Source organism: Streptomyces sp. NPDC013317 (assembly GCF_055563155.1).
The window spans coordinates 1-23,330 of the sequence record NZ_JBVHDX010000028.1 but is presented as its reverse complement, the minus strand read 5'-3'; the positions used below and the strand labels follow the sequence as shown (position 1 = coordinate 23,330).

15 protein-coding genes, 1 tRNA gene and 3 pseudogenes are annotated in these 23,330 nt (G+C 65.4%); 9 read left to right on the top strand and 10 right to left on the bottom strand.

Going from position 1 to position 23,330, the window contains the following annotated elements; genetic code table 11:
* Positions 1-16: 16 nt before the first annotated feature.
* A protein-coding gene (locus tag ACZ3IJ_RS35895; RefSeq protein WP_467475378.1) for an IS5 family transposase occupies positions 17-870 on the bottom strand; the annotation gives its coding sequence in 2 pieces (ribosomal slippage) (positions 17-489 and positions 489-870; 855 coding nt in all).
* A gap of 395 nt (positions 871-1,265) precedes the next feature.
* Between ACZ3IJ_RS35895 and ACZ3IJ_RS35890 the strand changes: the two genes are divergently transcribed.
* Positions 1,266-1,793 carry a transposase gene (locus ACZ3IJ_RS35890; RefSeq protein WP_467475411.1) on the top strand — a complete coding sequence of 176 codons (528 nt, stop codon included), beginning with the start codon at positions 1,266-1,268 and terminating at the stop codon, positions 1,791-1,793.
* 317 nt (positions 1,794-2,110) lie between these two features.
* On the opposite strand, the pseudogene ACZ3IJ_RS35885 reads toward ACZ3IJ_RS35890, so the two are convergent.
* Positions 2,111-2,515, bottom strand: a pseudogene (locus tag ACZ3IJ_RS35885) (IS701 family transposase); the annotation flags it as partial.
* Positions 2,516-3,108: 593 nt separating this feature from the next.
* Positions 3,109-3,894, bottom strand: coding sequence for a hypothetical protein (locus ACZ3IJ_RS35880; protein ID WP_467475376.1), 786 nt, complete (start codon positions 3,892-3,894; stop codon positions 3,109-3,111).
* Between the two features lie 1,153 nt (positions 3,895-5,047).
* Here ACZ3IJ_RS35880 and ACZ3IJ_RS35875 point away from each other — a divergent pair.
* Positions 5,048-5,185, top strand: coding sequence for a hypothetical protein (locus ACZ3IJ_RS35875; protein WP_467475374.1), 138 nt, complete (start codon positions 5,048-5,050; stop codon positions 5,183-5,185).
* 6 nt (positions 5,186-5,191) lie between these two features.
* On the opposite strand, the gene ACZ3IJ_RS35870 is transcribed toward ACZ3IJ_RS35875, so the two are convergent.
* Entirely contained in the window at positions 5,192-6,205 is a 1,014-nt protein-coding gene (locus ACZ3IJ_RS35870; protein ID WP_467475409.1) for a DUF3048 domain-containing protein, read from the bottom strand.
* A gap of 1,970 nt (positions 6,206-8,175) precedes the next feature.
* Between ACZ3IJ_RS35870 and ACZ3IJ_RS35865 the strand changes: the two genes are divergently transcribed.
* Complete coding sequence (locus tag ACZ3IJ_RS35865) at positions 8,176-8,742, top strand: helix-turn-helix domain-containing protein (protein WP_467475372.1); 567 nt, start codon at positions 8,176-8,178, stop codon at positions 8,740-8,742.
* Positions 8,743-9,214: 472 nt separating this feature from the next.
* Here ACZ3IJ_RS35865 and ACZ3IJ_RS35860 read toward each other — a convergent pair whose 3' ends face one another.
* Positions 9,215-9,409 (bottom strand): hypothetical protein, encoded by a 195-nt coding sequence (locus tag ACZ3IJ_RS35860; RefSeq protein ID WP_467475370.1) that lies wholly within the window; start codon positions 9,407-9,409, stop codon positions 9,215-9,217.
* A gap of 1,074 nt (positions 9,410-10,483) precedes the next feature.
* On the opposite strand from ACZ3IJ_RS35860, the gene ACZ3IJ_RS35855 reads away from it, so the two are divergent.
* Together ACZ3IJ_RS35855 and ACZ3IJ_RS35850 are read left to right on the top strand one after the other, a co-directional pair.
* Positions 10,484-10,678, top strand: a complete 195-nt coding sequence (locus ACZ3IJ_RS35855) for a hypothetical protein (RefSeq protein WP_467475368.1) — start codon at positions 10,484-10,486, stop codon at positions 10,676-10,678.
* A gap of 14 nt (positions 10,679-10,692) precedes the next feature.
* Entirely contained in the window at positions 10,693-10,932 is a 240-nt protein-coding gene (locus ACZ3IJ_RS35850; protein ID WP_467475366.1) for a hypothetical protein, read from the top strand.
* A gap of 1,291 nt (positions 10,933-12,223) precedes the next feature.
* On the opposite strand, the gene ACZ3IJ_RS35845 is transcribed toward ACZ3IJ_RS35850, so the two are convergent.
* Positions 12,224-13,417 (bottom strand): hypothetical protein, encoded by a 1,194-nt coding sequence (locus tag ACZ3IJ_RS35845; protein WP_467475364.1) that lies wholly within the window; start codon positions 13,415-13,417, stop codon positions 12,224-12,226.
* Positions 13,418-13,880: 463 nt separating this feature from the next.
* Between ACZ3IJ_RS35845 and ACZ3IJ_RS35840 the strand changes: the two genes are divergently transcribed.
* Together ACZ3IJ_RS35840 and ACZ3IJ_RS35835 are read left to right on the top strand one after the other, a co-directional pair.
* Positions 13,881-14,708, top strand: coding sequence for an N-acetyltransferase (locus ACZ3IJ_RS35840; protein WP_467475362.1), 828 nt, complete (start codon positions 13,881-13,883; stop codon positions 14,706-14,708).
* 67 nt (positions 14,709-14,775) lie between these two features.
* On the top strand, positions 14,776-15,615 hold the full coding sequence (locus ACZ3IJ_RS35835) for a GNAT family N-acetyltransferase (protein WP_467475360.1): 840 nt from the start codon (positions 14,776-14,778) through the stop codon (positions 15,613-15,615).
* Positions 15,616-16,688: 1,073 nt separating this feature from the next.
* Here ACZ3IJ_RS35835 and ACZ3IJ_RS35830 read toward each other — a convergent pair.
* The 4 genes and pseudogenes from ACZ3IJ_RS35830 to ACZ3IJ_RS35815 form a co-directional block, all read right to left on the bottom strand.
* Positions 16,689-17,096: a S8 family serine peptidase gene (locus ACZ3IJ_RS35830; RefSeq protein ID WP_467475358.1), complete on the bottom strand. Its 408-nt coding sequence runs from the start codon at positions 17,094-17,096 to the stop codon at positions 16,689-16,691.
* A 1,294-nt stretch (positions 17,097-18,390) separates the two neighbouring features.
* On the bottom strand, positions 18,391-18,981 hold the full coding sequence (locus ACZ3IJ_RS35825; RefSeq protein WP_467475356.1) for a hypothetical protein: 591 nt from the start codon (positions 18,979-18,981) through the stop codon (positions 18,391-18,393).
* Positions 18,982-19,533: 552 nt separating this feature from the next.
* Positions 19,534-19,620, bottom strand: a tRNA-Leu gene (locus ACZ3IJ_RS35820).
* A gap of 755 nt (positions 19,621-20,375) precedes the next feature.
* Positions 20,376-20,896 (bottom strand): annotated as a pseudogene (locus ACZ3IJ_RS35815) (transposase family protein); the annotation flags it as partial.
* A 172-nt stretch (positions 20,897-21,068) separates the two neighbouring features.
* On the opposite strand from ACZ3IJ_RS35815, the pseudogene ACZ3IJ_RS35810 reads away from it, so the two are divergent.
* Together ACZ3IJ_RS35810 and ACZ3IJ_RS35805 are read left to right on the top strand one after the other, a co-directional pair.
* Positions 21,069-21,874: pseudogene (locus tag ACZ3IJ_RS35810) on the top strand (transposase family protein).
* Positions 21,875-22,339: 465 nt separating this feature from the next.
* Positions 22,340-23,134: an SDR family NAD(P)-dependent oxidoreductase gene (locus ACZ3IJ_RS35805; protein WP_467475354.1), complete on the top strand. Its 795-nt coding sequence runs from the start codon at positions 22,340-22,342 to the stop codon at positions 23,132-23,134.
* The last annotated feature ends 196 nt before the right edge of the window (positions 23,135-23,330 follow it).

Here is a 23,330-nt window from a genome sequence, read left to right as displayed (position 1 = left end):
TGCCCTCTTAGAGGTCCTAACAAAGGCGTTGAACGTGTCGGTGGGTGATGAGGCAGGTAGCGAGGCCGAGGAAGACTTCGTGGATGTCGTCGCGTCGTTCCCATCGGACGCGTAGGCGCCGGAAGCCGTGCAGCCATGCGATGGTCCGCTCGACGACCCAGCGGTGGATGCCGAGGCCGGAGCCGTGTGGGACTCCGCGTCGGGCGATGACCGGTTTGATGCCCTGGGCCCAGACGAGGCGGCGGTACTTGTCGTGGTCGTAGCCGCGGTCGGCCAGCAGCATGTCCGGTCGTCGCCGTGGTCGGCCGATCAGGCCGGCGACGGACGGGATCTTCGCGAGCAGGGGCATCAACTGGGTGACGTCGTTGCGGTTTCCGCCGGTCAGCGACACTGCGAGTGGAATGCCCTGTCCGTCGACGAGGACGTGGTGTTTGCTGCCCGGCCGTGCTCGGTCGACCGGGCTGGGTCCGCTTTTGGGCCGCGTCGGGCGGCCCGGACGTGGCTGGACTCGATCACCGCCCGCGACCAGTCGAGCTGCTTGGCCGAGCGCAGCTTCTTGAGCAGGACCAGATGGAGCCGGTCCCAGACACCGGCGTCGTTCCAGGCGGCGAGCCGGCGCCAGCAGGTCATGCCGGAGCCGAAACCGAGCTCCTGGGGCAGGTACTCCCACTGGATCCCGGTGTGCAGCACGAACAGGATCCCGCACAGAGCCTGCCGGTCAGGCACCCGCGGTCGGCCCGCCACTAGTTTCGGCGCCGGATCCGGCAGCAACGGCTCGATCAGTGACCACAGTTCGTCCGAGACGATCCACGGCCGAGAGTTCCTCTTCGCCACGAACGGAGCAACGAACAACCAAGCCGAAAGTCGCATGATCAACAACTTCTGTTAGGACCTATTAGTCCTCACCGTCGGCAACGCGGCCGATTGCGCGGCCTTCGAAGACGTGATGAGCACAGAAGAGCCCGCTCCGGCCAGTCGCGAGGATCTTGTATTACTTCAAGCTGGTGAAGGCGTGCTCGATGCGGGCGCGGACTCGGCGGTGTTCGGCGTTGTCCGATGCCCGTTGGGAACTGCTGGAACCCACTCTGACAGCCCAGTCGGACCGAACGGAGAGGGAAGGGTCTGGACACACTGACCGGCTGCCCGAGCATCTGTGTAGGATCCCAGCGCGATGCTCATCGCCGACCGGACCGGGATCCACTGGCGGTACTTGCCCCATGACTTTGACCCATGGGAACTACTGATAGGCCGCCGCCTGGCAGAGGATTCAACGGTCTCCTGCGACGACTGGTCCGGGCAGAAGGTCGCGACGTCGAGCCCAGCGCCTTCGTACTCGACGCCCAGAGCACCAAGACCTCATCCAACATACCCGGGCCGGCCAGGGCATCGACGCGGGCAAGAAGATCGCAGGCCGTAAACACGACATCGGCGTCGACATACTCGACCTCCTCCTGGCGGTGCCGGTCACAGCCGCCAGCGTCTCCGACAACGCCGAGCGCATCCAGGTGCTCTCGAACATCGCCTCCCGTTCCCGCATCACCAAGGAAGGCGGCGGGCACCGGCTACCGCACAAAGGTCATCGACCACGGCGCCCACTCGGGATCGACGTTGAGGTCACCCGCCGCGACCCCGCCCAGAAGGGCTTCAAGGTGATCCCGCGACGCTGGATCGCCGAGCGGACCTTCGGCTGGCTCATGCCGACGCATCGCGCGCGAAGCGCCCCCGAACTGGCGACACCTGAGCACGCCAAATCAGGAGGCCGAGCGCTGAGCAGTGCACTGCCAGACGGTTGAGTCGATCGCGCTCCCTTCCGCGTCGCTGAGGTGGAAGCAATTGCCGTTGACCCACACCGTGACCGATTCGGGTCGATGGCTGACCTAGAATGGCTCATCCCCACGCAGAATCCTGGACACAAGCCCGACTCACCGCAGTTGCCAATCAGCAGCAAAGAACGCTCTCTAATACTCCAGCAGCGGATCGTGTCCTGAGCTGATTCTTCATTGGTAGTGGCAGTGTCGGGCGGTCGCTTGTCGGCGGCGGCGCCAGGGGGACCAGTTCAGTGTGTGATCTCGTGGGTCGTGTTGAGTGGCGCGTCGGGGCAGGAGATAGGTTCCTCGAGCAGGCGGCGGCACTTCCACTCCTGACCGTAGGCCTCGTCCGTGTCACCCAGTCGGCGGGCATGCCCACGGCCAGGCATCGGGTCACGATCGCCTTCGCGAGCTCGCCCTTGGTCGCGAACTCCCGCTCATCCGGGAATCCTGGCCGCCCGGCACCGTCCCTCTGTATTGTCGGCCCCCCCCGGCCGAGGCGGTGCCCTTCTTGACGAACCCGGTGTCTTAGATGATCCGCACACCCCCCCCGGCCCGAGCCGTTCGGCAACGTAGTCGCGGACGCCGTTCTTCCTCACCACCGGCGCCAGCAGCCCCCGCAGGTAATCCCGCATCCGCTACCGCAGATCCGCCCGACCGAACCGGCACGCCACCCGCGCGAACACCGACTCCAACTCCGCAGCCACACTCGGGCCTCAATCATCCCCACCATGCACTGAAAACGACAACAACCAGCTCAGGACACGATCCGCTGCTGGAGTACTACGTGCCCTGACCATCAGGCTCACGCTCCCTGAGTCACCAGGCAACTGGGTTTGGCTGATGTGTGCCGTTGGCGTCGGTTCTGCTTTGAGTATGGGCGGCAGCAGGCTGGAGCGCGACAATCGTGTGGACGTGCACGGAGGGCGGGCCCAATCTGGCGTCGATGCCCGTGGGGCGAAATGGGTATCCGCCGCCGAGTGGCGGAGCCTGCTCCTGCGCGGCCACTCGGCCGGCTCACCGACGAACTGCTGTCCGGAGCGCGGCGGGCCATCCCGTTGTCTCGGTTGCACCTTCGAGGTGCAGTCCCGTCCGTGGAGCATCTCCCGCTTGAGGACTTCGAGGAACGATTCGGCCAGCGCGTTCTCGCAGTTCGATCCCCCCGTCCCGTGCTGCGGCAGATGCCCATGGGCGGCAGGCATCGGCGAAGCCCCTCCTGGAGGTCCGGGTGGATGACGTCGTCGCCGTCGTGGACGGGCGTTACCATCGTGATGACGTTGGTGGCCAGACGGAACGCGGTTCACATGAATCCGTCGAGATCCCCCTCTGACTCCGCGCCCGAGTCGTCCCTGTCTTCTTCCTCGACTTCCCCACCCAGCGCACGACACAGATCCCGTGCGAACCGTTCGCAGTCGTTGGTCTCCATGTTGTACGACCCGTTGGCTGCGACGACCTGGAGGAATGTTCCGTAGAGGTCACTGGCGGTGACGTAGCTAGTGTTGTACTCCGAGGAGCCGGAGAAGTACTCGCCTGGGGTGGGCTGAGTGGCGTTGTAGATCAAATGGTAGCCGGTGGCACTGAGGTCAAACTTTGTATAAACCCCATCGATCAGCGCACCGACCTCGTAATGGGTGTTTGGATGCTTAGGTCGCCAAAGTTCCACTGAGGAGACTTGGCTGGCTGGATCGATTCCCATTCCCGCGAGGGTCTCACTGATATCATCCATCCAGTGATCAACCGGGGCCTCAAGGGCGGGCATGCCGTGGTACTCACTGTTATCAGGGTGGACCTGCTTCACGCCCACTAGACCGGAATGATCCCAAGCCGCGTACTCATCCTCGCTCTCTGACTCCTCCTCTTCGTATGACTGATCGGACTCTCCATTGTTGCTCTGATCAGGAGGAAAGTGGATCGCCATGAGAGAGTCATATAGTTCGAAGTCATCCGTGTCAGCAGCTTCCGTGGCGACTCGTGTCACCAAATCGCTGAGATCTTCCAGTGTCAGCTCGGTGGTCTCCACGACGTTCTCTACGTCCCCGTCCGTTGCCGCACGGACATGTCCATCCTCGGGAACAACTAGTCGCATGCTTCCTCCTTGTTGCGGGACTCTTAGTTGAGTAGGGCCGAATTCCGTCGGATTCGGGCCGCTCCCATTGTGAGCCTGCTCTCCCTTGCTGGTGGTTCCTCAACGGGCACTGATTCGGGCACATCCGGGGCAAGACGGGTGTGACTGCACCGATCGTTTGCCCACCCCCACGCAGGAAGGTGACGACGGCAGGTGATCGAGCGGTGTGGCGAGGGCGTTTGACGGCGGGGAAGTCTCTACGGCGCGTTTGCGGACGCAGCCTCGCAAGGGTGTGCGGCTCGCCTCCTGAGGTCGCCTGTTCCAGGGGAACGGGCCGTCGGAGGTTTAGTCGTCAGCCGGGCTTTATCCCGGATGCGCCTGAATAGATCGAGGAGCTAGGGGGCTTTCTCGCGACGTAGGGCTTGAGCACCCCATGCCGTTTCAGGCCAAGCTGCACGGAGGTGTGCGTGGTGCGACCAGGCGGTCGCTGCGTCCTAGAGGGTGCGGGTCCTGAGGCTCCGTGGAGGAATGCCGACGAGCGATTGCCGAGCTGTCGAAGGGCGGGGTTGTAGCCGGACATCCCGCGCACCCTGCTTGTCGAAGTAGTGGCGGGCGCCGGGTGAGTTGCGTAGTCGGAGAACGCATGGGTCTGCAGGGCGTCGGCGAGGCGGTTGTTGCGGACGGAGAGGGTCTGAACAGTATGCTCTTGCCCGACGCCCGGGTGATGGAGCTGGTGCCGGCGTAGTTCTTGCGTGCCTTCGCGCTGGCCTACCAGTGGGGTCGTCACTGAATTCTGCGAGCACTCGGCGCCCGTGACCTCTGCGATGCCCGGCATCGAGAGGCAGAACTCAACATCCGGGTGTGCCAGAAAATGCGCCTCACCTGCTCTTCTACCGTAGCGATCTGCTTGCTGAGCGCAATGATCAAAACCTGTGTGGGCGGTGGCTGCATAGGCCGCCACCCCCGTGGGGGTACGGCATCGCACGCTCCGGGGTCTGACCAGGTGCTACACCGACCACGGCATCCTGGACGTTCGCCGGTGCCTCCTCGTGCAGGGGCCGATGGTGGGTTCACCGCGGCCAAGCAGAAGGCCGGGGACCGCGAGGCACCCGGATGTTGATCGAGGTCCTGCTGCTGCACCGCCAGCTCCCCCGACGAAGCCCTGGTCACGGCAATGGAGACCTACCTGTCGATCGGTTTCGTGAGCACCGACCTCGTCGCGACCGAGGCCCGAAAGGCGATGGAGGGCACCGATGCCGAGGACGCCGAAACCATCGACGACACCGGCACCGCATCCCGGGGCGGTACTTGAGAGACATCATGCCTTTGCGAATACCACCCAAACCTGCCCTGGAGCGAAGTTGATTTTCCTGCCGTCCTGTGTTCTGAAAAGCGTGCCGTCGTTTGCGTTCGGGCGGGACCACGTGGCTTCGAAGGCCTTGCCGTCGCGCAACACTTTCGCTCGGCCTGTGCCGACCGTCTGGGTGAAAGGCGTGTTGTTGCCGAGGAAGTCGTAGAAGTCTGACTTGCGGAGCTTGACGTACTGTACGACGACCGTTGCGGGGGTGAGTGGGCCCGCATCGGTCGTGGTGGCGCTCGCGCCGTCCATCCTCACCAGCCAGCGACCCCGGCCCGCGGACCAGGTGAAGGTGAACCGGGCCGAGGGGTAACTGATCGTCTCAGAGGTGTCTGTCCTGCCGCCTTCGGGCGCGGGGCCGAAGGCGGAGCCGGTGGTCAAGGCGGCGGATGCGGATATCAGCCGGGAGGGACGCAGATAGAGATTGTAAGGGGCCGGGCGGCTGGTACCGCGGTAATAGACGCCGGGCGTCCTGCCTGGCGGCTCGGCTCGCAGCGGCGCCTGGTCGATCAGCGGGATCAGCTTGCGCTGTGCGCCGGAGTAGGCGAGCGTCGGCTTCTTGAACTGGCGCAGCAGCTCCAGATCGGTCTCGCGAGCGCTGCGCACCGGGCCGATTGCCTTCGGCAGCTTGCTCGCGTAGACCGCCATAAGCCGGCTCATGCCCCCTTCGACCTGCTCGACGTAGACGATGTCCGCGCTGTTCAGACCGGTGTGCGGCCGGGCGCTAGGAGCATTGTCGATTTTCACGGCGAGCACTGGGCCCATGACTGCCCGAATGGCCGACGGCTTCTGTGCAGAGACGCGGCCATCGCTGGAGGGGCGTCGCGTGTCAGCGGAGTGACCACTCGAGGGGCTCCGCGCCTTGGTGGACAGGTCGCTTCCGGAATTGCAGCCCATCACCAGCGAAGCCGTCACCACGGCCGCCAGCAACGCGGGCGTAGTACCGCCGCGCAGCCTCTGTCCCATGCGCCCCATACCCACCTCGCGACCCAGACTGACCAAGGCCCTAAATTGTGCTCGCTCAGCTCACTGCGTGTTATGCCTCATAGGGCAGAGCATTGGGCAGGGGAATTCTTCAAAAGGTCGATCGGCGGCGCCCATAAACCTTGCTCAGCGGCGCCTGCTCAACGCCGGACAAATGCGACCACCGTGTGCCCTCCCTTCCCCTCGTAGCGTGAAGGGACCGCCTTATGCCTCGGCCTAAGAGGGCATCTGATGCTGTGGGCATGGATGCGCCGCTACAGCAAGGGCAGCCAGACATGGCTAAGCCGGCCACGCTGTGGACGGCGCCGCCCGCTCTGCCATACACGGAAAGTCAGCGGCTTGCCACGTCTGTGGGCTTGGCGATCTCCGTCAACGGCGGGCCAGGCCAACCAGACCTGGTCGCGCTTGAGCGCTGCCCGCAGCGCGTGGCGCCGCTCTCGTTGCCCCCGGCCCCGGCGCCAGCAAGCTGCGCCCAGCCTGCCTGGCCCGGGCGCTCGATGGGGGACAGAACGTGAAACCAGCTACAAGCTCGGTCACAAGTCATACCTGACCTACCAGCACACGGCCAACGCCGACGGTTGCAAGAGCCCTCCCTGGTGCGACTACAGGAGCCTACTGACGCCCGCCCTCAGGGGGCGACCTGATGCGTCCTACGGCGCGGTTGCACTCCGACGAAGTCTTCGCTGTCCGAACACCTCACCCGCGCACCCAGCCCGGCTTACAGCACGTCTTTTGCCGCAGGCCACCTCAGAGACGAGTCTCACCGCTAGGTGTATTGATTACGAGCGTCAACAACGCTCGTAATCAATACAACTAGCTGGCCTGACCATCAGCTCCACCTGAGCAACCCAGCGACATCGTCAGGAATGCAGTAACGCCATACCGTCATGGCTCCGCTTGCTGGTCGGCCCCGATGTGGGGACACCAAGCCCCGGCGGTCTGAGGGACTACCAGGGCTCGGTGCAGTCGGCACGGGTGTACTGCATTCTCGGACTGGTCCTGGATGCGCCGTGCCTTACCCGCGCTCTCCATACCGGCATCTGGCAGAAGGACGGCGTATTCGACCAGCTCAACGGCCTGCTCCGCCGACTGGTCAAGCGCTGGCCGCGGTGACCCAGACCGCGAGGAGGAGGCCGATATAGCGCTTGCGTCCCGCGATCTTCCTGCGATGTGTGAGCGGCGTCATATTCGTGACCGTCCGTATTTTGTCATGTCCCCATAATTCTGTGTACCTATGGGGAATTGAGAGGGGCGCCGACCTGGGGTGCACGGACAGTGACGGCACATTTCGTCTTCGATCATCTGAAAAGCGGACAGCGGGAACCGGTCGCTGATTTCGTATGCCTTGTTCACTCAGTCGATCCGGGCAAGACGCCGTGGCCTCGGCGGCACGGTGCAGATCGCGCTCGGCGTAAGGCGGTACCCGATGCATCACCGCGTCGGCCAGGTCGTCTTCCGGGTGAGGGTCGCCTATTTTATCGCGCACAGTTACGAGAGGAGCGTCGATGCCGCATAAGCCTTGGTCCGAAATGGACCCCGACCGACTGGACGCGGCCCGCCGTGCATGCCGAAGGCGACGTAAGCTGCGGGCCATGGGGCGCCCCAGCAGGGTCGATGCGGGGCTGGCTAGGGCCCATGTGAGGTATCTGCATGATGAATGCGGGATGACTTTCCGGGAGATCGCGGAGGCCGCAAGGTCTTCCAGCAGGGGGCCCATGGCCGCGTCCACTCCGGGGGATCTCTATCGTGGGCATCGACCTGGGTCCACGAAGCCGATTGAGGAAATACCGCGAACCACTCAAGATCGCATCCTGGCTGTCACTCCGGTAGGCCTCGGGAGCTCTGCCCTCATCGACTCTACGGGCACGATCAGGCGGCTCCAGGCTCTGGCTCGTGCAGGTTTTGGACTTCGATTCCTATCCGACATGCTGGGTCACGGAAATCACAACACCGTGTGGAAGATGATCAGGAACCAGCGCTTCGACGGTGCGCACGGATACGACAAGGTGCATGTGAAGACGCGCGATGCAGTCGCCCAGTTGTACGGCAAGCTGGCCATAGCTGATCCGGCCGATTTCGGCTTCAGTGCCCAGTCGATAAGCAGGGCGAAAGGTGCGGCCATTCGTCGAAATTTCGCGCCTCCGTCTGCGTGGGATGACGACACGATCGACGACCCAAACTCCTTTCCCGAGTGGACGGGTGAGTGCGGCACCGTCAGCGGTTTCTATATCCACCGCCGCGAGGGCATCCCGAAATGTGATCCGTGTCGTGTGGCCTACCGAGAGGAGCGAAAGGAGGAGAACCCGTACTCCGACTGGGAGTTTAATACCGTGTTTCTCGCTAACAAAATGGCTGATCTTTGTATGAGAAATTCCGACTTGGCGCGGCGTATGGAATGTGACAATTCCGCTGTCTCGCGCTGGTTGGATGGCTCCTACGGGCCGAGGCCTGGAAGTGAAAGGGTCGAGCGCCTGGCTCAGATCTTCGGAGTGGACTGGCGGGACTTCTACACCAAGGAGGAATCGTGAGCAAGGGCGGTCTCGTGTCGCGGACCTCTTGAAGATGATCAGAGTCGGAGTCTACGAGCTGCCCATTTCTCGGTTCGGTGAGCGCATCGATGTCCACAAACGACCCAAAGGGTGCGTGCACCTGGCGGGTGATCACTGGGATGGCCGGTTGCTGACCTGCGCTGGATCGGGCACTCGGAAATCCTGAAATTGGCGCCGCCTGCCTATCGGAGCGGCTTGGCTGCAGGTGATGGCGATCGGTCACCGGCGGGTGGCCTGCACAAGGCGAATGGTCTCTGTGGGCTCTCCTCCATGGCCCACCCGTTGTCCACGAGGAGGCTCTCGAGACGAAACATGGCCTCTTCGAGTCTGTCGTGGTCACCCAGGAGCGCTAGGGAGCGGAAGCGGTGGCGCCACAGTTCCTCGCGCTCGCGGCTACTTTGAGACCGGAGCCTGCGGCCCACAGTGCGCCCTGGCCTTCACTGGCTTCGAGTTACCAGTTAGCCAGGAGGCTGACGCTGCTGACGACCTTGTCGTTGATGTCTTTTACGATCGGCTCCGCCCAGCTGTAGTAGGTGGAGCTGACGCCCGAGAATGGGCGACCGCGGACCAGCTCGAGCGCGCGGCGGAGCATGGCCGAGCCCTGATCGCGGGGCACTTGGAGTGCGACGTCGGCGTGCTTGGTCATGCGGCGGAAGAAGGGCTCCTCGTTACGAGGCCGAGCCATCGCCGCACATTACGCAGGCGGGTGTTACGTGTCTTCGGGTTGGTCAGCCCGCCGTGCGGCGAGAGGACCTCGTCGATCTGGGGGCCGTGGCGCCCGGGTGAAGGATGAGGAAGACGGTCAGTTCCACAGCGCGGGGGTGCCCGTTGGAGTCGGCAGTACCGCGGGTACCTGTCATCTCCACCGTGCCCAGGATGTTGACCACGGGCCGGTCCTGGGGGGAAGTCGACCTTCAGGAGTTCTGTCGGGGTATGCCGCTTGCCGCCGGAAGGGTGCTGGCGGAAGGCTGGGACGAGGGCACGTCCGGGACGGGGTCGGGGAGTCGGATACTGAGCTGAGGCAGGGCCCGTGAGGCTGGCAGGACGGCCGGTCGGGGCTCGGTCGAGGCGGGCAGGGCCGGCACTGTCGTGGCACCGGCATCACCCCCCTCGCCGATGACATCGGTACTCGGGAGATCCGTCTCCCCAGATCCTTCGGGAAGGTGTTCGCCGTCAGCGGGAGATTCCGCCCGCACTGGCGTGCCGTTGGGCGCGGGGCCAGCGTCCGGCGCCTGCCCGCTTCCCGGCTTCCGCCCAGCGGCGATCTCCCCCTGGGGTTCCTCCTCGCCTTCGTCCCCAGGATTCTCAGTGAGATCGGCGAGGACGGCCAGCAGGCTCGGCGTGGCCTCGCTTGAGCTCGAGCCCGCTGCCGGCGAGGGACCAGGTTTGGAGACTCGACGCCGGGGAGCAGCCTGGCCAGAGGAACGGGATCGGCGGCGGGGACGTCGGTGGGGGAGTCCGCTGTGAGCGCGAGCGTGAGGATGTCGCGTACTCGTCTTCGGTACACATCGACAGCACGCAGTGCAGCGAGGTGTTCGGCACCGGAAGGAAGGGGGCAGGTGTCGATCTCCCACACCCCGCCGCTGGCGGCACGGGCGGGCTGTGCACCGCTGGTGATCACGGCCGTTGACGACAGTGGCCTGGCGTCCATGAATGCATCGATCCTGCTCACGGCCTCGGGGGTCGGGCAGGTGTCCAGATCCGAGAGGACCACCAGCGGATGGAACTCCTCGGCATCGTCCGACACGCGTGCGTGGAACAGATCCGGCAGATCCATGCTCGCCATGAGCCGCTGCTGATGGGCGTGGTGTCCGCGCGCCGCATCGGCGGCCGAGCCCAGGTCTTCGTGCGGCTGAGCACGCTGGGCGTCGAGCATCGTCAGACCCGGGGCGGTGTCTTCGCCGGCAACCAGTAGGTCGACCTGCACCAGTGGGGACAGGCCAGGGAAATCCCCAGGGTGCGCAGCACCTGGAGGCGACGGCTGCCCGTCAGGTGCAGCGCACCGAGCTCTTCCAGATCCACCAGGAGTACGCCTCCGGTGGTGTCATCACCCAGCAGCACGAGCCCGGGATACGGAGCGGCGACCTCCGGGAGATCTGCGTCGGCCAAGAGTTCAGCGGTCTCGGCCGGGCACCACACACACCTGGGCGCCCTTCCACCGCGACGTAGGGGCTCACCGTCCTCGGCGGTTGTGGTGCTGTGGGTCGCGCCGGCGACCGTAGGGAGAGTGGCGGCCGACGCGGCGGTGGGGGCGAGCAGGACGGTACCGCCGATGAGGAACGAGGCGAGCGACTGCAGTCCGCCCAGTCCCTTGATCCGGGGTGCCGAGCATCGCGAACGCCGCCCACCCGCCCAGCCGATGCAGGTCGGGGTGACCAGGAACAACGTGCCGTCGTCCTGCTCCAGCAGGCTGAAGCCGTCCGCGAGTTCGGTGGCCCACCCTCAGCAGAAGGTAGGGGACACCGGTGACCAGGGCGGGGAGAAGAGCGAGGCCGAGCAGGGCCCCGCAGCAGAGCGCCGAGGCGCGGAGCGGGACGGGGTGCGGTGGGCCATGGACGCTCAGCCTCCAGCTTGGGTCTGCACATGGGCTTTCGCGGTGCCGATCACGGTGATCGTTCCTTTGCCCACGAATGTGCGAAGAATGTCTTCGTGCTCTGATCGGTCCGCCGGTCCGTGCGGCGAACGCGGCGACGGCGTCGCGGTCGTTCGTGACCAGAGTCTGGGGTGACGTGCAGGCCGGCTTCCAGTGCGACGGCGAGCAGGACCGGCTTGGTGCAGTCCGCGTTCGGATGACACCACACACTGGCGGCATGAGCCGCAACGACGCATTGCGAGCCGCTCGGCTCCGACGGGGCTGGCGCACCCTGGAGCAGGCCGCCACTGGCTTGCCGCACACGGGCAGCAGCTGCTCGACGACCCGCACTTCAACGTGTTATGACCACAGTGTCCATTGCGATGCACTTGCGCGGTTGGAGAACCAGCTGCGTCCTGGGGTGAATCACGCGGTCGGAGGCCGACTTCGACACCTCGAAAGTCGGGTCAGCTATCGCAGCGTGAGACTGGTCCGCCCGGGCGCGGCCACCAGCAGCACCCCGCAGCCTCTACGGCACCGGCCCGATGCGGTCGCACGCTCTCGGCGTAACTGCCGTACCAACTTGCCGAACGCCGCTCGCACAGTCTGGTGACCGGGGCTATCCAGGATGGTTCCGATGCCGTGATCACTCGAGCCACGGCGAGACCATTCCACTGTCGGTCAGCCAGCCAAGCTCGCACCATCGAAACAGGTGGCCGGCGCGGTACATCGCCCAGGATGGCCTCCTGAGTCAAGACCTGGTGACGTTCCTCCATCGCACGGCTGGATGGAGAGGGCGAGCTGGCATGACGCTGCGACGGTGACGGCCCGAAAGGACAGATGCTGCCGCCGCCTGTATCAGGCAGCGGCAGCACAAAGACCTTGCTCCTATGTAAGGACGAGCAAGCCCATCTCTGGTTCGACTTTCCGTAGAAGCTTCCGAATCTTTTCGCCAGTCTCGTCTCCCGTAGCAGGCTCAACCTTGAAGTAGTCCTTCCCGAACCTCTTACGTACGACGGATATCATACCCCCGCCCTCACCCTTCTCCCCTCCGACCTTGAAAGGCCGAAGATATGACACCACCTTGTCGCGACCTTGGTCACTCAGCTGCTCATTCCGGGTAACGTATAGGCCTTCTTCGCCCACCGTGAAGTAGTAAATTTCTGAGATTCCCTTGGAGGTGAGAGCCTTGATGACTACTTCATTCTGGCTGTCAAAGTAACCCTTCGACACGTGTGCGGCGAGCTCGGTGCCCACTTGGTCGTCATCCAGGATTTCAAGCTGCGCCCCAACCAGGTGCAACTGCTTCAGCATGTCCCGGTAGCGCGACACCGTCACGATTTCTACCCCAAATGTCTCGCCTCCGAAGCGAACCGTAACGGACCCGACCCCTTCCGGAGGGGTGTCGGGCGGCCACCCATTTTGAACTCCGCCGCCCGTATCGTATGCCGGACTTAGCAGGAACTCCTCGGGAACCCCTCTCGCCTTTTCCCTTAGGTCATCTAGATCATCCAGGCCCTCGCCTTCCTCTTCCTCTTCCTCCTTCTCCTTCTCCTTTTTATTCTCCCCTTCGGGGGTCGAATCATCGTAATTCAAGAATTCCGGCTGGTAATCTCGACGAGAATCGTAGGAGGTGTCTGAGTGGTCGTTTGAATGGCCTGTTGAGGCTTCGGCAGAGTTTCCAGACTCCCGGAACTCGACACACTTTGAGCGGAACTCTTGGTAGAATTCCTCCATGTGTAGCGCTGGATCGGAAAGTCGTTCCTTCAGTGGCCTGCCCGAGAGGCTCCCGTTGTCGTCAAGGTACTTCGTGACTTTATCCCAATCGACGTCTACATCGATCTCTTCACGAATGAGCGAAATTTCATAGTCATCTTCACTGCATTCCGTATCTGAATTCCTTGCGATAAAATCCAGGGCTAGTACTACGGATGCGAGATCCTTTTCTCTGTACTGAACGAACATGCGCACCCAGAAGGAATCCCGATATGTGATGTCGGTCAGATCTTGAGGTAGCTCCCAGGTCCAAAGGCTATCGGCATCACTGTCGGAGAGGGAGGAGTATAGTTCCACGATTTCCATTTCTTCTCCATGGCTAGGAAAGTATTCCCAAGGGATCCCTGTCCGGAATATATCGCTCTCTGTTCCTCTTGGTGCCGATAGGCGGGCAGCTTTTAGGGAATGAGGATTGGCCTGTTCCGCTCAGTCGGTGCCATGCCGCCTGCTCTGATGCTGGGGCGCTGGCGGCGATCACCCGGCGGGTCATCGGTGGCCGCACGACCGGCCATCGGCTCAGGCTGGTCTTTCCCCGGCTCCCGTGTCGCTGAGGAGGGAAAGCACCGGGCGCTTGGCCTCGAGTGTCATGGCACGAGCTGGCGCACGCTCACCGGGACGTCTAGCGGACGGGTTCTGGCGGGTGCTGCTGTTTGCGCGTGTCATGCGGCGGTTTCGTGATCGGGCGGAGTGAAGCTTGGCCATCGGTATGACGAGGGAAGGCGAAAATCGAGTGGTCAGGGCTGTGGTAGGGGCGGGTGTGGAGCCGTTGGTGCGGCTGTTCGAGCCGGGGGACCGAGGGGCGGCGCTGGGACTCGTGGCTGCGGATTTGCTGCCCGGCCTGCCCGGCCCGACTTTTGCCGAGCTCGACCAGGCACTGGATGGCATTTGCCCGAGCGGCCCCGAGGTGCGGGCCGGGCTGGAGGGCCTGTGTACCGAGGTGCTGGCCTGCGAGGACGGCCAGGTCGTGGGCGTGGTTTCCTGGGCGGTGCGGTCCGCGGACGGGGCAGGGATCCTGTTGTGGTTGCACTGCCTGGACGACGAGCAGCTCTTGGCCCGGGCCCTGCTCCAGCGTGTGGTGGCCCGGTCGGGGCGCCGGACGGTGTACGCATTTGCGGAGCCCACCGTCCTGGCGCCCGCCGGCCTTCCGGTACGCAACCGTCCCGGAACTCGCAGGGCGCTGGAGGAGTGCGGGTTCTCCGGCGTCGACCGCTGGCGCTACCTGCACCGTCGTCTGGATGACCGTGGCGGCCGGTTGTATGCGGTCGCGGATGTGATGGACTGCCCGGGGCTCCCCGGCTGGCGGCTGCAGCTGCGGGAACGGGACGGCAGCCGTATCGGTGAAGCTCATGTCGGCCTGCCCGTGGAAGGGGTCACGGAACTGAAGTGGGTGACCCTGATTCCGGCGCATCGCAGCAGGGGAAACATCCTGCTGGAACAGTGCCTGGCGCATCTTGCTGACCGTGGGGTCCGAGAGGTGACCGCCATCCTGCCCGCCCCCGTAGACAGCCAGTCGGACCTGGATGCCGCCCTCGCCCTCCACACGGCCGCTGGGTTCTCCGAGGTTGACCAGCTTCACATCTACACCCGACGCCCTTGAGTGCCCGTACCCGGCCCTTGCCCGGTACGGATATCCGCTTGTGGTCTTCGGGGAGGAAACGAACTGTATGGATGTCCCGTCCGAGCAGGCTGCCAGCAGCAGCGGAACATCGGTCCGTCCGATGGCGCTGGAGGACGAGCCCACGGTGCTGAGGTTGATCGACGCGGACTGGCTGCCTGGCCAGCGGCCCGCATACGAACTGCTCACACCTGCCGGGGAAAGCTTTCGGGGGGCGGAAACGTTCGTGCTGTGCGACCCGCATGGCGACGTGGCCGGGGCAATGTGCTGCCAGGTGAGGGCTGCGGATGACGCGGGTCTGATCGTGTGGCTGCACGGCCGTGAGGACTTCGAGGTAATCGCCGCGCTGATCGCGCTTGCCCGGGCCCGTCTGGGCAATCGGCTGCTGTATGGGTGCACCGGCCCGGCCACCGCGACCGGCATCCCGGGCCTTCCCGCAGGGCACCGGCCTGTCACCGCACGCGCCTTGACAGTGGCTGGCTTCACTCAGGCTGCCGCGCAGCGGTACTTCCTGCGTGACCTGGCCAGCGCCCCGCCTGCGCCGCCAGCTTATCCGCTCGCGGACGTCACTGCCCTGACCGAACCTGCCGGGTGGCGGATGGAACTCACCGACACCGACGGCCAACCCCTCGCAAGCGCGACCCTGCTCGCCCCGGCCCCAGCCACCGCGAGCATGGCTGTGCTGTCGCAGTTGACGGTCCGGTGCGGGCAGCGGCGCCGCGGCATCGGCGGTCACCTGCTGTCCCAGTGCCTTCACCATGCCCACACCAACGGTGTCAGCCACCTCACCGCTGTCATCGGTGAAGGCGACACCGCCGCTGCCCGGCTCCTGGCTGGCGCTGGCTTCCCCCTGCTCGACACCCTCACCGTCTACCACCGCAGCCCCTGAGCCGAACCGCCGCAGCACCTGTCGTGCCACCCTGTTCCTTCGGTTCGACTGCCGGGCCACCGAGGCGAGGTGTGGTGTCACTGGAGGTGGACGGCTCGGCGGCATGTTATCCGCTGACCGTGACTGGCACTTGGTGGACAATCCGGAACTGCGGTTCACCGCACCTGCTGTCCCCGTCGCTTTCACTCCTCGGACCCTCGACCGCGAGACGAACGCATCGCGCGACGGCGAGCCGACGTCCATGGATTGCACAGCCTGGCGGTCTCTTGCCGAAAACCCTGCCACCTCACTGACGAAACGGGGGGGCGGGTGGGGGCGGGCCGGTGGGAGACTCCGGAAGGCGGCGTGAAAGGCTTTCCCGGATGGTGCTGGACGTCGACAAAGTCGGGGCTTCTATGGCCTTTACCACCGTGACGATCACTCGCACCAGCCGCACGGTCCCGCTCCCGCCCCAACTGACCGCGCCCCATGGGCCACGGCACGACCCCGCCGCCCGGCGGCTGGTCCCGCCCGCACCACCCGCCGGGTCCGACAATCACCCCTTCTGAATCGGCCCCTTTGCACGTAAAATTGTACTGCCCAGGTGGTGGCGAGGCCAAGTGCGGTGGGGGTCGTGGTAGGCGAGCGAGTCCGCTGACGCGGGAGGCGGCGATGGCGGTGCCGTCGGCCGGAAAGTATCCGCCGTCGGGCGCGGTGGTGATGGCGGGAGGTACCAGGGGCTGCCAGGTCGACGCCGGGTCCGGCGGCCGTGAATGGGGCGGGGTAAGGGCAGGGCCATGGCGGCTGGAGCGGGTTGCGGCTGTCGGCCGGGTGGGTGCCGGTGTGTGCGAGAGCGCCGACGAGACGGCGAGGACGTGGGGAGGGCGGCGGGCTGGGCCTGGGGGCCTGCGGTGTCGCCAGCTGGTGCAATGACCGCGATTCCGGTGGCGTGCACGTCTTCCCAGGCAACCAGTTGGGACGGTGCAGGGTGGGCGAGCTTGATCTGGATGACATCGATGGTGTGGGTGAGCAGTAGTGGACGGCCCGGAGCAGGTCGCTGACGTGTCCGCCGGGGAAGAATTTTACGCGTGGAGTTAGGCCTCGGCGACGATGCCGGTGATTCCGGTGCGGTTGTCGGCCGTGGCGATGATTCCGGCGCACCAAGTGCCGTGGCCGGTGACATGGGTGTGCCATGTTCTTTCGCCGCTAAGACGGGTGACGTCGTATCCGGTATGGACGGTTTCCTTCAGGTCGGGGTGGGTGATGTCGACACCTGAGTCGAGGAGGGCGATCTTGAAGCCGTGGCCGCGGTAGGTGGGCGGGATCTGGTGTAGCTGCATGGCCTGCGCGCCCCAGCCGGCGACCGCCTTGCCAGGAAATCCCTCGAACGTCTCTGCTGGCGCCGTGAGTTCGATCGTAGCGTCCGCGCCGTCGGCCAGGCTGGGATTATCCAGGCGCAGCAGCCAGTAGTCACCGGCCGGGGGGACATACAAAGCCTTCACCGTGGCCGGTGTTGTCCGCAGCCAGGGTGAGCTTGGCCCTACCGCCCGAGCCAGTCACAGCGTGGGCGGTGGCGCCGGTTCCGATAGCCCACACATGCGCCTGCTATCAGCATGACCGTCCGGGGGGTTCGCTACCCCAGCGGAGACCTGCCGGCCGGGCGTCAGCGGTCTGCCCGGCCGCCGCTCACACGCCCAGACCAGGCAACTGGCCGTACTGCTGAAGTCCCGGGAACTGGCCCTGGCTCTGGTCCGCATCTGGCCGAACTGGGCCTGCGGCTGCATGCCGGGGAACTGGCCGAGCTGTCCCTGCCCCGGGAACTGCCCCGTCTGGCCCTGACCCGTGATCTGCGTGAGCGCGGGGTGCATGATTGGGGTGATGCGGCGGACGCACTCGGTCAGCACCTGACTGAAGGCGTGCGGCGGAACCTGCCCCTGTGCCTGGATGCCCTTCAGGATCTACGGGTCCATCGGCAGCTGCTCCACCATCGCGGACACCGCGGTCGCCGAACAGCGCAGCGCCACCTCTGTCACCAGCATCGGGAGCTGCTGCATGCCCTGCCCCTTGCCCCCTGCATGCCGAACGGCTGACGAACTGATCCTGGCCCTGCTGGGGCTGCTGACTGGGGATGGCCTGGAAGCCCCACGGCTGCTGCGGGGGCATCTGGCTAGCTGAACGGCTGCTGGGTCTGGGGCTGGCTGATCTGCTAGGGGTCCTTGAGTCTCCGGGGGACTACAGGTGAACGGCATATCCGGACACAGGCTGCCGATGTGCAGAGCAAACCACCAACCGACCAAGAACGTATTCCGGGACATACCGCCATGTGACGGCTCCCTCCAGGCGCACTGCCGACCACACGCGCCCGTCCGCATCTCAGGGACTGTCCCGTGGGCGCGGGGTCGCCCCCAGCGAGGGCTCTGTCAGCAGAAAAGGTCGCAGACGCGCAGGGCGCGGATCTTGTTCGGCGCGGGTCGTTCAGGCCTGCCGGGCCCGTGATAGCGGAGGCGGGGGCGTGGTACGCGTTCCAGAAGTCGCGTTCCACGCCAGCAGCAAATCACAACAATCCAGGCGGCAACTGAGAGTGGGGCGGGGGCTCTGGGCGAGGCGTTGTCCAGAGCCCCCCTCACGGGGGCCGCGTCTCCATGTAACAGGTGCTGCACTTCACGCGTCCGTTGTCTTCAACGACGCCAGACGGCGCAAAGTCACGCCTGAAGAGTGCCTTCTGACGGACCGAATGCGGCTGTCACTGGATCAGCATCGAGAACTATCCGCTGTATGCCGGAGAAGCCGACAAGGTCAGGGTGGCTCCGCCTGAGTTCCGTCCGGATCCTCGTCGGATTCGGGCTCCTCGGCTAGGTGCGATTCGTCATGGCCCACGTTGGGGTGGTCGAGAGTTTCCGTCAGTGCGAGTGCATCTGCATGGTGCTCGAGCGTTCTGAGGAAGAGGACGGCCAGCTCCTCATCGGGCCATGCGTCTTCGGGGACGGGGCCGAGAAGGTAACCGGATATCCATAGCCGGGCCAGCATGGTGGCGGCCGAGCCGCGCAGCGTCGTGAACAGGGCCGGATCGTCTCTGCTCAGAAAGCCGCCTGGGTGCAGTTCCAGGTCATCGACGAACTGCCAGGCTCTGGCGAACAGTTCGTCCGCGTCATGTTCGGTCCCGGCGAAGCGGCAGGCGACGTCGTCCAGCCATACCCCGGTCATCACCCCCGCGGCGTGCAGCAGGTCTCGCACCCGCTCCCCATCGCGGTGCGTGCACGCCATCAGCTCAGCGTGCAGCTTGTGCAGCTCCCGCATCAGCGCCTCGATGTCGCGCAGCGTCTCCAGACGCAGCGCCCTTGCCGGGCGCGCCGCGCCTTCGTCACCCCCACCTGTCGGAGCGGACATGCCCTCATCGTGGCCCTGCACGGGGCCCCCCGCACCCGCAGAGCCGGGCGCGCACGTCCCCGCGCGCTCCGGTCAGCGGTACGCAAAGGCGCAAGCGGCCGTTATCCGGCCCTAGGTGTATTGACCCGCAGCGTTGTTGACACGTGAGCTGATGGGGGGGGTGTCCGCCCAGAGTTCCTGGACAGCTCCCATCACACCCGAGGCCTTCGCCATGTTCAAGACCAGACCAGTATCAACAACGCCCGTGATCAATACAGCTAGGGCCCGGATACCCAAACCGGGCACACGTTCTAATCTAATTGGTGGGGTGGTAGCTCAGCCGGTCAGAGCAGCGGACTCATAGTCGGCCGGTCGCTTATGTCGTGCACACCTGCCAGCCACACTATCAGCAAGTCCTACCCGCCCCACGCAGCCTCCGTCCGCTTCCGGCGGCGGTCCCCCTTGGGCGCTACCGAAGTTCGAGCTGATCGAAATGCGCCCTGTTCACGGCCGGCCTCAGCCACAATCGCCGTATTTTGCCTGAGTCACGCCCGTGGACGGGCCCATGAGTGCTGGTAGGAGTGGAGGGAGTCGAACCCTCACGCCGCGAAGGGCACCGGGACTTGAATCCGGCGCGTCTGCCAGTTCCGCCACACTCCCGTATCTGCAGCTGGGCATATATTACCTGCCCCGTCGACATCTGCCGCTGGCCGGGAACGTACCTGCTGGTCAGCTTGCTCGTGCTCTGCTTCACCGTGGGCTCTGCCGCGATGGCCCGCTGGGTCGACTCCAGCGGCGGGATCTACACCTACACGTTGCGCGCCCTGGGACGCCCAGTCAAGCGGCAGCCGTCGGCATCCTGGCACCTATCGGCTACGTTGGCCTCTCCCTCGCACTTCTGAGCGGGGCCGGCTACCAATCGGCTGCGTGACAGCGCACGCCGCATCCGGCTCTCCGGCGCCTGCGGGACGTGGTCAGCGATCAGCTCGGGCTGGATGGCAGGGACGAGGGTACCCCCTACATCCTCGAGGCCAAGTGGCAGCGTGCACCGGTCGATGCCAGCGCGCAGTCGAAGATCGAGGAGAGGCAAGCGGCTGGATGCCTCTGGGGGGTCGCTCGTGATAGGCGACGCTGACGTTACACCAGGTGGGCGGGCTGCGTGTCATCGGGGAGCGGCGGGGCCGGTCAGAGCCATGACCCACCGGATGCTTACACAGTCCTTCCTCGCTTGCTGCGGGACATTCGTCCATGGCCTCGATGCGGTAGCTCTCTCCAGTCGCGGGGCCAGACGACCCCACCATGCGGTACTGGTGGCGCTGTCGTGGTCCTGGCTCTGGGCCAGAGCCACGTGCTGTCCTGTGTGGCCGAGAAGGTACTGGCAGGTCAGAGTTGTCCCAACCTTCTGTTCCGGGCATGAGGTCCTTCCCGAGCTTTCGGCGGTGGGGCACCGCGGTGATGTCGCCGGCTCCCTGGTACGCCTTGTCGACCAGGACGGGGATGCCGAGGCGGACGCAGGTGGCGATGATCCGGTGCCGACGGGCTGCGGCAGATCGTGGACACGGCCCGCCAGAGCTGGTGAGATCCCCACCAGGGTGCCATCGGGATCGGTGATGGCCTGCAGGTTCACGCCATGCTTGCGATGCTTTCCCGAGTAGTCGGCCGGGCGTCGCCGACCCGGTCGCACTCGGCGAGTGTTCCGTCGAGCAGGACGTACCGGGCGTCGGCTTCCCTGAGGGCAGCCGTCGGGCCCGGCGCCCGGTCGGCCGGGAGTGCGACGACGGCGTGTACGTGGGCGTGGGCTGTGCCGACGCTGATGCCGAACCCGGCCGCGAGCTGGGACAGGGTCTCGTTGCGCAGGTACACCAGTGCGGCCATTGCCCGGCCCGAAGGCGGGAGCTTGCTACCGCCGGTCACCCTCCCGGGTGACGATCAGCATCGTCACCTCCGTCAGCGGCTCGCCCTCGCCCAGCAGGACCGCCCCCGAGGCATCAGCCTTGTCGAGCAGTCGCTCGACGACTTCGTCGACCAACTTTCATCCTGGCTCTGAAGGGGTGAACGTGCACGTCGGGCAGGGTGGGTGTGACGTGGCAGGGCCCCTGGTCGTTGGCGTGGTGACTTCACTCAACACACCGGCGTCCGAGGGGCCCTGTTGGTTCCGTATTCTTCCACGCTCGGCATCCCCACCAGCTCGTTGAGCATGTCGCGTGGCTGCTCCATGCCCGCCGGCGGGAGCTGAACTCTCCCTGGCGGCGGCTGGGTTGCTTCAAACAGGCCCTCATGGCCCTGTCGCATCTACGTAAGAGCGAGACGTTTCCACAGCTCGCGGCCGGTTTCGGCGTCTCCACGACAACGGCCTGGCGGTACGTCGACGAGACACTCGACGTCCTGGCCGGGTGGGCGCCGGGCCTCCATGAGGCCCTCGTCGGTCTGGGTGAGGGAGGCTTCGTAATCGTTGACGGCAGCCTCATCCCCACCGACCGCATCAAGGCGGACGAGCCGTACCACTCGATGAAACACCGCAAGCATGGGATGAACGTGCAGGTCATCGCACTCCCCGACGGAACACGTCTGTGGTTCTCCCGTGCCCTGCCGGGCCGGACCCACGACCTGACCGCAGCCCGGGCCCACGGCATCGTCCAGGCCTGCCTCACCCGGCAGATCCTCGTCCTCGCCGACCGCGCCTACCCAGGGCGCCGGCGCCACGTTCCGCGCCCCCTACTACCACCGCGGCATCCAGCCGGCCCACTACCAGCAGTTCAACAGCGACCACGCCCGCCTCCGCGCCCCCGGCGAACGCGCCTTCGCCCAGCTGAAAGCCTGGCGGATCCTTCGAGGGGCACGATGCTCGACCACCCGGATCGGCACCATCGTGAAGGCCGTCCACACTCTGTTGACCTGCACCTATTCAGGATGAAAGACGTTCACTGAGCTGCCTTTTCAACTTGCCCACCGATCAGGTGAGACGCTTCGGCGATCTGCGCAGGTCAGGCACGTTGGCGCTCCCCAGATGAAACCAACTTGAAGAAGCTCACTGAACCGCCCCGGCGCGTTCGGAGAGTCCCCTTCGTGAGTGGACGGCGTCCATGCCACCCTTTGAGAACTAGCAGGCCGTTGCGGGCGCGTGCGGTGCGGCTGGTGGCGAGGTCCGGCTGATCACCCGACCGAGTGGGCAGGGATCTGCTCGGTCGCGGGAAAGCTGGGCATCGGGACCGCGGAGACGCTGCGCAAGTGACGTCTGCCAGGCCGAGGGGTCTGTGCCGGTTCCGAGACCGTGCGAATGCCGAGAAGGGAAGGTTCCGGTGCGCCTGACGTGGGCCGGGTAGGGAGGATGATCCCGACTGCTCACACTCATATCAGAGTTGCAAGGACGGGGCTGCTCATGCGCATTGATCTGACGGGACGCACCGCGCTGGTCACCGGGTCCACTTCAGGGATCGGTGCCGCGATTGCCAAGGGCCTGGCCCGCGCAGGGGCTCGGGTCGGGGTGATCGGCCGGACCAGGGAGCGGGTGGAGCGGGCCGTCGCCGGCATTCACCGCCAGGCTTCGGGTACAGCGCTGGTGCCGGTCGTCGCCGACGTCACCACCGAGGCGGGCGTGCGCCTCACCGCCGACGCGCTGCCGGATGTGGACATCCTGGTGAACAGTCTCGGCATCTTCGGGCCGGCCGACCCGCTGGAGATCAGCGATGAGGAGTGGCGCTGGTACTGCGAGGTGCATGTGCTGGCGGCGGTTCGGCTGATCCGCCAGTACCTGCCCGGCATGTGCGAACGTGGATGGGGCCGGATCCTGAACATCGCCAGTGATTCGGCGGTCGTGGTCCCCACCGAAATGACCTATTACGGCATGTCCAAGACCGCGCTGCTGTCTGTCACGTGCGGCTTCGCTGAGCAGGCGGCCGGGGAAGGTGTCACCGTCAACTCGGTGATCGCCGGGCCCACTCGCACGGGCGGTGTGGAGGACTTCGTGTACGAGCTCGTCGACCGAGCCTTGCCGTGGGACGAAGCGCAGCGGGTATTCATGCGGGAGCACCGGCCGCAGTCGTTGGTGCAGAGGCTCATCGAACCCGAGGAGATCGCCCACATGGTCGTCTACCTCGCTTCCGACCAGGCTGCGGCCACGACCGGGGGCGCACTCCGAGTGGACGGCGGATACGCGGGTTCGATCCTGCCGTAGACACCCTCGCCTGACCGCCGGACACTCCGTCCTCCGCCCCGGGCCCATCCCCCAGGAACGGGCGCCGGGCGTGTCCAGCCCTGCTGTAGCCTGCCGGCTAAAGACCGTGTCCTATGTGGTGAGGCGGTCGTTGGGTTCGTCACGGGGCGGGGTACGTGGAGTTGGATTGTTTCCGGACGGGTTGTGGGAGATCGCG